Raw genomic sequence first — 12218 nt, forward strand, 5'->3', positions numbered from 1 at the left:
TACAGGGGTGGGTTGCCCCTATACAGGACGGATGATGACCGGTTTTCTCAAGATGCACGGGCTGGGCAATGATTTTGTGGTGGTGGATGAACGCGTCCACCGCCATGACCTGACACCTGCCCGGATCGCCGCATTATCCGACCGCCATACCGGAATTGGCTGCGACCAGTTTGTGACCCTGCGTCCCGCCTGTGCGCAGGGAGCGGACGTGTTCGTGCGTTTCTTCAATGCCGACGGGTCGGAATCAGGGGCGTGCGGTAACGCCTCGCGCTGTGTCGCCGACCTGCTGGCGCGCGAGACCGGGCGGGATCGCGTCGGGCTACAGACCCGCGCGGGCGTGCTGCATGCCACCATTATCCGCTCCGGTCTGGTGACGGTGGATATGGGAACGCCCGCGCAGGGCTGGACGGATGTGCCACTGGCGGAAGAAATGGACACGCTGCACCTGCCCATCGCGGGCGATCCGGCCGCCGTGTCCATGGGCAACCCGCATGCGACCTTTTTCCTGCCCACCGCTGATGCCATCGACCCATGCGTGGCGGGGCCGGAACTGGAACATCATCCCCTGTTTCCCCAGCGTGCCAATATCGGTTTCGCCCATGTCACGGGTCCTGGGGCCATGCGGCTGCGGGTATGGGAACGCGGCAGCGGCCTGACGCGGGCGTGTGGTTCGGGTGCGTGTGCCGCCGTGGTCAACGCCATACGTCGCGGGTTGGTGGAGCGGACCTGCACCGTGGTGATGGATGGTGGTGAACTGACCATCACATGGCGCGAAAATGATGGCCATGTGCTGATGACCGGTCCCGCGCAGACCAGTTTCAATGGCACGTTCAACCCGGAAGACTATCCCCGATGAAGAAGCCGGAAATCCTGACATTCGGCTGTCGTCTCAACACATATGAAAGCGAGGTGATGCGCAATCACGCAGCCGCGCTGGACAATGTGGTGATCGTGAATACCTGCGCCGTGACGGGCGAGGCCGAGCGACAGGCCCGTCAGGCCGTGCGCCGCGCCCATCGCGACCGCCCTGATGCACGTATCGTGGTTACGGGCTGCGCGGCCCAGATTGACCCCGAACGCTGGGCGGCATTGCCCGGCGTGACCCGCGTGCTGGGTAACCGTGAAAAGCTGGATGCCGCAAGCTGGAGCGAGATGGCGCTGGGTCAGGGCAACGCCGTGTCCGACATCATGGCCGCGCGTGAAACCGCCCCGCATCTGGTGACCGAATTCGCAGGACGCACCCGCGCATTCGTGGAAGTACAGCAGGGCTGCGACCATCGCTGCACTTTCTGCATCATTCCCTTCGGACGCGGGCCGTCGCGTTCGGTACCCGTCGGGGTGGTGGTGGAACAGGTACGCGCACTGGTGCAGTCGGGTTACCGGGAAGTGGTGCTGACCGGCGTGGACATTACCTCATGGGGGGATGACCTGCCGGGCAGACCGCCGCTGGGGCAGTTGTGCCGCAGGCTGCTGGGCCTTGTGCCCGAACTGGAGCGGCTGCGCCTGTCCTCGGTCGATCCGGTGGAGATTGATGAGGACATATGGAAACTGCTGGAAAACGAACCGCGCTTCATGCCCTATCTGCATCTGTCGCTGCAGGCGGGGAGCGACATCATTCTCAAGCGTATGAAGCGGCGGCACCTGACGGCGGATGCGCAGGCCGTGGTGGCGCGGGCACGCGGGCTGCGGCCCGATATCGGTATCGGGGCGGACATCATCGCCGGTTTCCCGACCGAGGACGAGGAACTGTTCGAACAGACGCTCGATTTCGTGCGTATGAACGCCCTGCCTTACCTGCACGTGTTTCCCTATAGTGAGCGCCCCGGCACGCCGGCGGCCCGCATGCCCGCCATTGCCGTGCCCGCGCGAAAAGAGCGCGCGGCCCGGCTGCGGGCGGCGGGTGCGCAGGCCGCGCTTGATTTCCATGCGCGCCTTATGGGCCGTACGCTGCGGGTGCTGATGGAAACGGACACGTCGGGACATAGCGAGGAATTCGCCCCGGTAAGGCTGGCGGATGGGGCGGTGTCCGTAGCCGGACGCATTGAAACGGTGCGCCCGGTGGCGGTTGACGATAACGGACTGGTTGCGGAAATTCTCTGATATGGCACTTGGTTTCTTCTCACGTCTCAAGGCGGGGCTGTCGCGCTCCACACAGAAACTCAGCGGTGGGCTGAGCGCCGTCTTCACCCGGCGCAAGTTGGATGACCAGGCGCTGGAGGAGCTTGAAGATCTGCTGATCTCCGCCGATCTTGGCCCGAGTGTCGCGGAAAAGGTGATCGACTCCTTCCGTCGTTCCAAGTTCGGCAAGGAAGTAACGGATGAGGAAGTGCGGCAGGCACTGGCGGAAGAAATCGCCAATATCCTGCAACCTGTCGCCATCCCGTTTGAACCTGATCCGAAGCTCAGGCCGCATGTGGTGCTGGTGGTGGGGGTGAACGGCACCGGCAAGACCACCACCATTGGCAAGATGGCCCGTTTTTATGGCGAGCAGGGCAAGAAGGTAATGATGGTCGCGGGCGATACCTTCCGCGCCGCCGCCGTTGAACAGTTGCAGGTATGGGGCGAGCGCACGGGCGCGCCCGTCATTGCGGGCAAGCCCAATGCCGATGCGGCGGGTCTGGCGTTCGAAGCCCTCAAGCGCGCCACGGCGGAAGGTGCCGACCTGCTGCTGGTCGATACGGCAGGCCGCCTGCACAACAAGAGCGCGCTGATGGAGGAACTGGCCAAGATCATCCGCGTCATGCGCAAGTTTGATGAGACCGCTCCCCATTCCGTGCTGCTGGTGCTGGACGCGACCACGGGCCAGAATGCGGTGGAACAGGTGCGGGTGTTCAAGGAACTGGTCAACGTGACCGGGCTGGTCGTGACCAAGCTGGATGGTTCGGCGCGCGGCGGGATCGTGGTGGCGCTGGCCGATGCGTTCGGCCTGCCGGTGCATCTGGTGGGGGTGGGCGAACAGGCCGATGACCTGCGTCCGTTCTCCGCCGAGGCGTTTGCAAAGGGGCTGGTTGGCGATTCGATCAAGGTCATCGAACGCGATGACATGCCCGCCGAAGGACAGGCGGAAGCTGCCGATGCACCTCCATCCGGGGCGGAACACCCACAACAGCCGGGCTGATCCGGCAGAACCATTCAGGCATGAAAAAAGGGACCATCCCATGGGATGGTCCCTGACCTGAAGATGTTTCTGGTGAAGCTTTTTTCAAAAAGCTTCAGGGGAACGCCGCCTTTTTTGGAAATAAGGAGACGGCGCCCAGGAACTTTTATGGCTTTCGCCTCAGATCGGCATCGCGCGTTCAAAAATGTTTTCCAGCGCCATGATGCCCGGCAGTGTCTTGCCTTCCATCCATTCGAGGAAGGCCCCGCCCGCGCTGGAAATGTAGGAGATATGCTTCTCCACCCCCGCATGACGCAGGGCCGAAACCGTATCCCCGCCACCTGCAATGCTTTTCAGCGCACCGGCATCGGTCAGGCGCGCCACGTCGCGCGCTACCGCATTGGTCGCGGCGTCAAATGGCGTGATTTCGAATGCACCCAGCGGACCGTTCCAGACCAGCGTTTTCAGCGTCGCGATCTTCTGCTCGATCAGCTTGACTGTTTCCGGCCCGACATCCAGCATCATTGCGTCATCAGGAATGGCGGTGACGGGCACGGTGCGGGTCGGCACGTCGGCCCTGAAATCAGTGGCGGTCACGGCGTCAACCGGCAGCACGATCTCGCAGCCCTTTTCCTTTGCTTTCGCAAGGATGTCGCGCGCGGTGTCATGCATGTCCGCTTCCTGCAGGGACCGGCCCACATTCACACCCTGCGCCGCAAGGAACGTGTTGGCCATGGCGCCACCAATGATCAGCATGTCCACCTTGGCCAGCAGGTTGCCGATCAGGTCGAGCTTGGTGGAGATCTTGGCCCCGCCCACAATGGCGCCCACCGGACGCGCCGGGTTTTCCAGCGCGATGTTCAGTGCGTTGAGTTCCGTCTCCATCAGCCGCCCGGCAAAGGACGGCAGCAGGCGGGCCACGCCCTCGGTCGAAGCATGGGCGCGGTGGGCGGCGGAAAACGCGTCATTGACATAGTAATCGGCAAGCGAAGCGAATTCCTTCGCCAGGGCGGGGTCGTTCTGTTCCTCCCCAGGATAGAAACGGGTGTTTTCCAGCACGACGACATCCCCGTCCTGCATGGCGTCCACCGCCTCCTGCACCTTCGGTCCGATGCAGTCATCGACGAATGTGACCGGACGGCCCAGCGCATCCCCCAGCGCATCGGCGATCGGGCCAAGCGACATTTCCGGCACGGGCTTGCCCTTGGGGCGGTCGAAGTGACTGACGACAATCACCTTCGCACCCTTGCGGGCCAGTTCCTGTATGGTAGGCAGCAGGCGCAGGATGCGGGTTGCGTCCGTGATCTGGGCGTTACGGACCGGAACGTTCAGATCAGCGCGCAGGAGGACCTTCTTGCCGGTGGCGTCAAGGTCGTCCAGCGTCTTGAATGATGTCGCGCCCATTACAGTGCCCCGAATACGGCAGCCGTGTCGGCCATGCGGTTGGAGAAACCCCATTCATTGTCATACCAGCTGCAGATGCGCACCAGCTTGCCGCCATCGATCACGGCTGTCTGGGTCGCGTCAAAGGTGGAGGACGCGGGGGAGTGGTTGAAATCCGTGCTGACCAGCGGCGCGGTGTTATAGGCGAGGATGCCTTTCAGCGGGCCGGACTCGGATGCCGCACGTAGCGCATCGTTTACTTCCTCGACCGAGGCCGGGGCTTTTTTGGGCACAAAATCCAGCGAGACGAGCGAGACGTTGGGGGTGGGCACACGAATGGCGGTGCCATCCAGCCGGCCCTTCAGGTGCGGCAGCACCAGCCCCACGGCGCGCGCGGCCCCGGTGGAGGTCGGGATCATGTTCAGCGCCGCCCCGCGTGCGCGGCGCAGGTCCTTGTGCAGCGTGTCCACCGTGCGCTGGTCCCCGGTGTAGGAATGGATGGTGACCATGTAGCCGCATTCGATGCCGAACGTGTCATCCAGCACCTTGGCCACCGGGGCCAGGCAGTTGGTGGTGCATGACGCGTTTGAAATGACGGTCATGTCAGGGGTCAGCACGTCCTGGTTCACGCCGTACACGATCGTGGCGTCCACGCCCGATGCGGGGGCGGACACGATTACCTTGCGTGCGCCCGCCTTGATCAGCTGGGCTGCCTTTTCCTTGTCGGTGAAACGGCCGGTGCATTCCAGCGCCACGTCCACGCCCTGGAGCGGTACCTTTGTCGGGTCGGCCTCGGCCGAGACGGTGATGGGGTCGTAGGTACGACCGTTGGCGGTGATGATGATCTGGTTGCCGTTCACCTTCACTTCGGCGGGGAAGCGGCCATGCACGCTGTCGTAGGACAGCAGGTGTGCGTTATCTGCCACGCTGCCAAGGTCATTGATGGCCACGGGCACGACATCGGTGCGTCCGCTTTCGATAATGCCACGTAGCACAAGGCGACCAATGCGACCGAAACCGTTTATTGCGACTTTAACAGCCATTTTCTTATTTTCTCCGTAAGGTCAGACATTTCACACACTGGCATCGGTTGATGCCATCCCGGGCGGCGCGCCGTTTCCTCCCGCGGTTTCAACCAGGGCGTCGGACTGGGGGCGGACCAGACGCAATGCGTCGCGGCAGATCCGTTCCGGCGTGATGTCGGCGGTGCTGTCTGGCCGGTCGGGGGCGGAAGGCGCCCCGAATCCGTCAATACCAACAAACAGCCCGTCCGTTCCAAGCCATCGTTCCCATCCAAACCCTGAAGCGGCCTCTATTCCGATCCGGGGTGCCGTTCCCAGCACGGCGGCACGATACGTCATTTTTTGCACGGCGAACAGTTCCCAGCATGGAAGGGAGACGACAGCCGCCGCAACCCCCGCATCCCGCAGCAGTTTGCGCGCCGCCAGCGCCAGTATGGCCTCGTGCCCCGTGGCGACCAGCGTGACCTGTCGCGTGCCTTCGGCTTCGGCCAGTACATAACCGCCCCGTGCGCACAGGTTGGTCAGTCCGTGCTGTTCACGTTCAGGGGCCGCGGAAGTTGCCAGCGCGGGAGTGGATTCCAGCGTCAGCAGGCTTGGCCCGCTGGTCCGCCGCAGTGCCAGTTCCATGCATTCCATGGTCTCACGGTGGTCGGCGGGACGGAAAACCGCGACGTTTGGCATGGCGCGCAGGCTGGCAAGCTGTTCCACCGGCTGGCCGCCGCCCGCCCCGTCGCCGCGCAGCAGGTCGTCATCGGTCAGCAGGTAGATCACCTGCTGGTCCGTCATGGCGGCGTAGCGCAGGGCAGGGCGCATGCGGTCCACCGCGATGATGGTCGATGTGCCGAACGCCAGCAGTCCGTCATGCATGGCAATGCCATTGAGCAGGGCAGCCATGCCATGCACCTGTGTCCCGCATGACAGGTCGATTTCGCTGCCGCCCCGACGGTTGGCGGGCAGGTCGGCCAGCATGCCCCGGCGTGAACGCAGGCAGGTCAGTTCGGGCAGGAGTTCATGCAGGGTCTCGAGTCCCCGCTGTGCAGCAAAGGTGGGGGAAACACGGGCGATCGCACTGCCATGTTCCCGCCATGACCGCTGCCAGTCGGGTTGCCAGAAGGCGGGACGCTGGTTGCGGGCCATGCGTTCGAATTCGGCTTTCTGCCTGTCTTTTAGCAATCTGCGCAGCCATGAACGCCGCGCGCTGGCCCCCCGGCGCGCGGCCCCTGCCCACAGGCCCGGATCATCGGCGAAGGGCGGTGGCGGGTCGGTTTCGGGGGCTGCGATACAGGCGATCAGGCAGGGTTTGTGCGTACGCTGCGATGATGTGATGGCGGCCGCGATCTGTTCGGGGCTGGCTGCGTTCACCTTCCTGACCGACCAGCCCGATGCGCTGTAGCGCGGCAGTATGGCGTCCACGGCCTCGCGCTCGTTCAGCCACAGGCCAACGACCAGTGTGACGCGGTCCAGCCCCATCTGGCCTGCAAGGGCAGCGCTTTCCAGTGCGACACCGGTGGACAGCTCCGTCCAGCAGCCCAGTCCCCAGATGCGGTGGTTGACCAGCGAACGGCCGAACCGTGCCGCAAGGTTCTGTTCCGCCAGTGCCATGCCGATCGCCGCCCCCAGCCCCTGCCCGCTGGGGCCACAGGCCTGCCGGTCGTGCCGGGCGCGCGCAGGGTCGCCCACGCGTGGCGGCAGTGGCGCCTGTCCCGACAGTTCGGCCATGATGCGCGGCAGTACACGATAACGTGGGGACGATACCACGACGCGGTCCCGGTCCGGCCATTCGGGGCTGGCGGGATCGAAGCGCAGGAAGCGACTCCACAACACCGCGCAGAAATCAGCCATGACCTGCGCATGCGGGGCGTAACGGCGGTCGGGCTCGTGGGTGCTGATGGCGTGGCGGATCGCCGTTGCCAGCCGCTGGGGCATGTTGGCGGCGGCGGGGGATGCCGCGGGTAGGGGCGTGCTGGCTAGGTCTTCAGGCATCGGCGTCGTCCATTGGTCGGGGAAGGATCGGTCGGAGCCGCTTTCGCATGACTACTGCGCCGCGCGGGTGGCGGCAATATTAGCGGTGTTGTCCCACTATGCCACGCGTGGGGGATACTGTATCGGTATGGGGTCATGTCCCGTCCGTCCCCGCGCCCTGTCCGCCGCGTCCTTCTTGTCGCATTCGCCTGCCTGCCGGTAATGGGCGGGTGCAAGCTGATCGGCCAGAAAACATTCAACCGCCATGCGGGCGACCCGCCACAACTGCCGCAGCATCCGCCGCCGCCGGTGCCCGGCATTGACCGTCCCGCGCTGGTGACCATTGTGGCGGGAACGCCTGATACACAATGGAAACCCGCCGTTCGCGCCGCCGTGGCCGATGCCCTGTCGCGCAAGCCCAATGCGCTGTTCACCATTGTGGTCAGCGTGCCCGACCGGGGCGATGGCGGCGTGCCGGACATGCAGAAAGTGGTGGATGCCAATGGCCAGCCGGTACTGCAGGCGGTGATGGATGCCGGTGCCGGTGGCAGCCAGACGGAAATGGACGCCCGCAGTGTGCCCGCGAACAGTGCAACCCAGGTCTGCATTTATGCGCAGTAGTTCAATGCGGTTTTGCAATTTCCGCCTCCATCATGCCATAAAGGGTGGCCCGCTGGCGGTTAATCCCCGGCGATAGCGCCGCGTGAGGGGACATCATCCCCCCGGCGCGGGTCATCCGTGATGGTGGCCATCATAAATGAAGACCCCGTGAACAGACCGGGGTGTGCATGGAGAAAAGCAGCAGTGTCCAGTAATCAAGTGGATGGGCATCCGTTCTTCCGGTTCTGCCGGACGGCGCTGGAGAATATCCGCGCGCAGGGTCGATACCGGCAGTTCACCCCACTGGCACGCCAGGCCGAGCGTTATCCCCTGTATGACCAGCCGGAAACACAGGCCACTCCGTCAACCCCCGCCTGCCCGCAGGATCGGGAGGTCGTGGTCTGGTCCTCCAACGACTATCTGGGCATGGGCGTCGATCCGGTGGTGGTCGAAGCCGCCATTCAGGCAATCCACGAACATGGCGCGGGTGCGGGTGGCACGCGCAACATCGCGGGCACCAGTCCGGTCCATACCGCGCTGGAAGCCGAAATGGCCGACCTGCACGGCAAGGAGGCGGGGCTGCTGTTCGTGTCCGGTTATGTCTCCAACCAGGCGACCCTGCAGACGATCCTGAGCAGCATGCCCGGCTGGATCTGTTTTTCCGACCGGCTGAACCATGCCTCCATGATCGCGGGGATCAAGGGCGCGCGCGGTTCAACCACGGTCATCTACGAACATAACGACCTTGCCGACCTGGAAGCCAAGCTGGCCGCGGCCCCCAGGGATGCGCCCAAGCTGATCGCGTTTGAAAGCGTGTATTCCATGGATGGCGACATTTCCGATATCGCCGGGACATGCGCGCTGGCGCGCAAGTATGGCGCCATCACATATCTGGACGAAGTGCATGCCGTGGGCCTGTACGGGGATCAGGGCGGTGGCGTGTCGGAACGTGACGGCGTGGCCGATCAGGTGGACATCATCGAAGGCACGCTGGCCAAGGGGTTTGGCGTGCATGGTGGCTACATCACCGCGACCAGCGATATTGTCGAATACCTGCGCCTTGCGGCTTCGGGTTTCATCTTTACCACCGCCCTGCCGCCCGCGGTTGTCGCGGCGGCTCTGGCCAGCGTGCGGCTGGTGCGCAAGGATGGCTGGCGGCGCGAACGCATGTTCGAACGCGTCAACACCTTCCGCGAAAAGCTGCGCAAGGCAGGCATTCCCTTTACCATGACGCCAAGCCATATCGTGCCGATCCCGGTGGGCGACGCCCAGCGCTGCCGTGAGCTGAGCGACCGTCTGCTCAACGATTACGGGATTTACGCAACCCCCATCAATTATCCCACCGTGCCGCGTGGCACCGAACGCCTGCGTCTGACGCCGGGACCGTTCCATACGGATGAGATGATGGACGACATGGTGACGGCCCTGTCCCGTCTGCTGCGCATCAACGACCTTGCACCGCAGCCTGTCGCCGCCATGGCCTGACCCGTTGGCCCGCGCCCGGCATGGCCGGGGCGCGGGCTGACATGGAGGCGTGTGGGTCAGCGGCTCTGCGCAATCGCCTTTTTCAGGTCATCGTAGCTGACCGCGCCCGGAATGATCTGGCGGGCGTTGAAGACGAAGGTCGGCGTGCCGTCCAGCCCGATGGCGCGGGCCAGTTCCATGTTCGCCTGCAGGATGCCCGTGACCCTGGGACCGTTCATGTCACTGGCCAGTGTCGCGGCATTCAGCCCGGACTGGGTGGCCAGCGTGCGCATCCGGTCGGCAGTGGGGGTGACGGAATCATTCATGATGGCTGCCTGCATGCGGAAATATGCGGGCTGGCCACCCTGAACGAAGGCGGCCACCAGTGCCTGTGATGCGATCAGGCTGTTCTGTCCCAGCACGGGAATGACCTTTTCCACGATCCGCAGGTCCCTGTCTTCCTTTGCAAGGCGATCAAGGTCGGGCAGCACCTTGCGGCAGTATGGGCAGCGCGGGTCATAGAATTCCACAACCGTTGTATGCCCTGCCGCATTTCCCAGTATCGCATCGCTGGCCGCAGGCGTCAGCAGGTCGGCGCGGTGGCTTTCCAGTGCGCTGCGGGCGGCGTTCTGCTGTGCCGCATTGGCGTTGTTGCGCAGCGCCGTGATTGCATCGGACAGGATGGTGGGATCGGTTTTCAGCGCGTTGCGCATGATTTCCACGATTTCCTGCCGCTGTGCGGGGGTAAAGCTGGTGGTGTCGGCGGCATGTCCCGTGCCGGGTGCGGCGGTGGCCGTAACGGTCATCGCCCCCACGGCCAGCAGGGCATTCAGCAGGCGCGGGCGGTACCGGCGGGGGGAAATGAATGTCACGGGTTTGCTCCGTTGTCATGTCAGGATAATGTGTCTGTAAAGGATCGGGCACACGAAAGGAATGGGCGATGGTGGGGAACGGGGCAGGCTGCCTGTTGCCCACGGCCCGTAAGGCCGGTAAGTCGTGATGGGGCTGCCATGATCGCGCGGTCGTGCAACGACCCGTCCGGTTCATCAAAGCCGACCTGCCCATTGGAGAAGTGTTGCGTGCCAGAGCATTCGATCACCCCTGTTGCCCGTCGGTATATGCGTACGGCGCTTTCGGCTGTTCTGGCCGTCTCGGTTGCCGGTTGCGCCGGGCACCGCTATTCGCCCATGCGGCTTGTGTCGCACATGTTTGGTCCGTCCCCCGGTCAGCTGATCGGCACGGTTTCGTCGGATGAACCGCAGGCGACGCTGGTCGGACGCGATATCCTGCAGCGTGGTGGCAACGCGGCGGATGCGGCCACGGCCATGGGGCTGGCGCTGTCGGTAACGCTGCCGTCACGTGCGTCGCTGGGTTCGGGCGGCGCGTGCCTTGCCTACCGTCCGGGCGACCAGAACGGGGGCCGCGCCTTCATGTTCCTGCCTGTCGCGGGTACGGTGACGGCCCCCGACATGCCGCATGCCGACCGACCGGCCGCAGTTCCGATGCTGGCGCGCGGGCTGTATCTCATGCACCTGCAGTACGGGTCCGCCGCGTTCGCGGAACTGGTGCCTGATGCGATCGCACTGGCGGCCAACGGCATCAATGTCAGCCGGCAGCTGGCCGGTGACCTGGCCGCGGTGCAGGTACCGCTGCTGGCCGACCCGGGCATCCGCGCGGTATTCAGCCGTTCGGACGGCAAGGCACTGGCGGAAGGGGATGCGCTGGTGCAGACCCATCTTTCCGGTGCGCTGGACCAGATCCGCAGCATGGGCGTGGGTGACCTGTATAATGGCGCGCTGGGGCAGTCCTTTGTCGCGGGCAGCCAGGGCGCGGGCGGCGGGTTGCAGATGTCCGACATGCGCAGCGCCATCCCGTCAGAGCGCCTGCCCCTGAGCCTGAGCAGCGGGGACATGCAGGTCGCCTTCCTGCCGCCACCGGCCGACGGTGGCCTGGGCAGTGCCGTGGCGTTCCGGGCCGCGTCATCGTCCGATGCGGCGACGCGTGCACAGGCCAGTGTCGCGGCATGGCGGGCGCAGAATGGCAACCATGCCAGTGGCACGGGCGATGACATGACGGCCCGCGCACAGGCTTTCGTCAACGGTGGTGGAGGAAGCGGCGGTGGGCTGCCCTCGCTTCCGGCTTCCACTTCATTTACCGTGGTTGACCATTCGGGCATGGCCGTGGCGTGCAGCCTGAGCATGGACAACCTGTTTGGCACCGGGCGCATGGCGGGCAATACCGGTATCGTGCTGGGCGCATCCCCCGCACGCCTGCCGCTGCCGCTGTTTACGGCGGCCATCGCCAGTCAGGGCCGTGCCTTCCGCGCCGTGGCGGCCGGGTCTGGCCAGAATGACGCCGCCGCTGCCGTGGGTATCGCCATGCACCAGATACTGGCGGGCCAGACGCCCGACGCCCATCCGGTTACGGCCCAGGGCCGCATCAATGCTGTATCGTGCCCGCACGGTCTGCCGGGTGACGCCAGCACCTGCACCGCCGCAACCGATCCGCGTGGCGCGGGCCTGGCCATGGGGCCACGCTAGGCCACGGATTCAGGCCGGTCGGGCACCATTATTCCCGGCGGGGGTGAACGGGGGCATTGTAAATGATCCCGTTTTGTTCCATATTGGACTGCATGACCTGCCACCTGTTTCCGATAGGTGGCGCAGCGCAGGATGCCGGGTCAGACTTCA

General features: G+C 64.7%; 10 protein-coding genes. 6 read left to right on the forward strand and 4 right to left on the reverse strand.

The window, feature by feature from the left end; genetic code table 11:
- The first annotated feature begins 31 nt into the window (after positions 1 to 31).
- The 3 genes from dapF to ftsY are packed head-to-tail and all read left to right on the forward strand — an operon-like array spanning position 32 to position 3118.
- Entirely contained in the window at positions 32 to 856 is an 825-nt protein-coding gene (dapF, locus tag MSKU9_RS14360; RefSeq protein ID WP_141262069.1) for a diaminopimelate epimerase, read from the forward strand.
- Entirely contained in the window at positions 853 to 2100 is a 1248-nt protein-coding gene (mtaB, locus tag MSKU9_RS14365; RefSeq protein ID WP_141262070.1) for a tRNA (N(6)-L-threonylcarbamoyladenosine(37)-C(2))-methylthiotransferase MtaB, read from the forward strand. The genes dapF and mtaB overlap by 4 nt, the downstream gene beginning before the upstream one ends.
- 1 nt (position 2101) lies before the next feature.
- Complete coding sequence (ftsY, locus tag MSKU9_RS14370; RefSeq protein WP_141262071.1) at positions 2102 to 3118, forward strand: signal recognition particle-docking protein FtsY; 1017 nt, start codon at positions 2102 to 2104, stop codon at positions 3116 to 3118.
- 159 nt (positions 3119 to 3277) lie between these two features.
- On the opposite strand, the gene MSKU9_RS14375 is transcribed toward ftsY, so the two are convergent.
- From MSKU9_RS14375 to MSKU9_RS14385, 3 genes are read right to left on the reverse strand one after another with little or no spacing between them, the layout of a single operon-like run.
- A complete protein-coding gene (locus MSKU9_RS14375; RefSeq protein WP_141262072.1) occupies positions 3278 to 4501 on the reverse strand; it encodes a phosphoglycerate kinase in 1224 nt (407 codons plus the stop codon).
- Entirely contained in the window at positions 4501 to 5523 is a 1023-nt protein-coding gene (gene gap / locus MSKU9_RS14380; protein ID WP_141262073.1) for a type I glyceraldehyde-3-phosphate dehydrogenase, read from the reverse strand. Before gap ends, MSKU9_RS14375 begins: the two co-directional genes overlap by 1 nt.
- A 30-nt stretch (positions 5524 to 5553) precedes the next feature.
- Positions 5554 to 7485, reverse strand: a complete 1932-nt coding sequence (locus MSKU9_RS14385; protein ID WP_141262074.1) for a transketolase-like TK C-terminal-containing protein — start codon at positions 7483 to 7485, stop codon at positions 5554 to 5556.
- A 135-nt stretch (positions 7486 to 7620) separates the two neighbouring features.
- Here MSKU9_RS14385 and MSKU9_RS14390 point away from each other — a divergent pair, with 135 nt between their 5' ends.
- A complete protein-coding gene (locus MSKU9_RS14390; protein ID WP_141262075.1) occupies positions 7621 to 8085 on the forward strand; it encodes a hypothetical protein in 465 nt (154 codons plus the stop codon).
- Positions 8086 to 8205: 120 nt separating this feature from the next.
- Positions 8206 to 9549: a 5-aminolevulinate synthase gene (gene hemA, locus MSKU9_RS14395; protein ID WP_370685935.1), complete on the forward strand. Its 1344-nt coding sequence runs from the start codon at positions 8206 to 8208 to the stop codon at positions 9547 to 9549.
- Positions 9550 to 9605: 56 nt separating this feature from the next.
- Here hemA and MSKU9_RS14400 read toward each other — a convergent pair whose 3' ends face one another.
- Positions 9606 to 10400 (reverse strand): DsbA family protein, encoded by a 795-nt coding sequence (locus MSKU9_RS14400; RefSeq protein ID WP_141262076.1) that lies wholly within the window; start codon positions 10398 to 10400, stop codon positions 9606 to 9608.
- Between the two features lie 246 nt (positions 10401 to 10646).
- Here MSKU9_RS14400 and MSKU9_RS14405 point away from each other — a divergent pair, with 246 nt between their 5' ends.
- A complete protein-coding gene (locus MSKU9_RS14405) occupies positions 10647 to 12068 on the forward strand; it encodes a gamma-glutamyltransferase (protein WP_141262211.1) in 1422 nt (473 codons plus the stop codon).
- Positions 12069 to 12218: the final 150 nt, after the last annotated feature.

Origin of the sequence: Komagataeibacter diospyri, assembly GCF_006538165.1 — a bacterium.
In the GTDB taxonomy this organism is placed as follows: domain Bacteria; phylum Pseudomonadota; class Alphaproteobacteria; order Acetobacterales; family Acetobacteraceae; genus Komagataeibacter; species Komagataeibacter diospyri.

Bases quoted from the DNA above. Each gene is read 5' to 3' on its own strand.
- dapF (WP_141262069.1), top strand. From the start codon at position 32: ATGATGACCGGTTTTCTCAAGATGCACGGGCTGGGCAATGATTTTGTG.
- mtaB (WP_141262070.1), top strand. From the start codon at position 853: ATGAAGAAGCCGGAAATCCTGACATTCGGCTGTCGTCTCAACACATAT.
- ftsY (WP_141262071.1), top strand. From the start codon at position 2,102: ATGGCACTTGGTTTCTTCTCACGTCTCAAGGCGGGGCTGTCGCGCTCC.
- MSKU9_RS14375 (WP_141262072.1), bottom strand. From the start codon at position 4,501: ATGGGCGCGACATCATTCAAGACGCTGGACGACCTTGACGCCACCGGC.
- gap (WP_141262073.1), bottom strand. From the start codon at position 5,523: ATGGCTGTTAAAGTCGCAATAAACGGTTTCGGTCGCATTGGTCGCCTT.
- MSKU9_RS14385 (WP_141262074.1), bottom strand. From the start codon at position 7,485: ATGCCTGAAGACCTAGCCAGCACGCCCCTACCCGCGGCATCCCCCGCC.
- MSKU9_RS14390 (WP_141262075.1), top strand. From the start codon at position 7,621: ATGTCCCGTCCGTCCCCGCGCCCTGTCCGCCGCGTCCTTCTTGTCGCA.
- hemA (WP_370685935.1), top strand. From the start codon at position 8,206: ATGGTGGCCATCATAAATGAAGACCCCGTGAACAGACCGGGGTGTGCA.
- MSKU9_RS14405 (WP_141262211.1), top strand. From the start codon at position 10,647: ATGCGTACGGCGCTTTCGGCTGTTCTGGCCGTCTCGGTTGCCGGTTGC.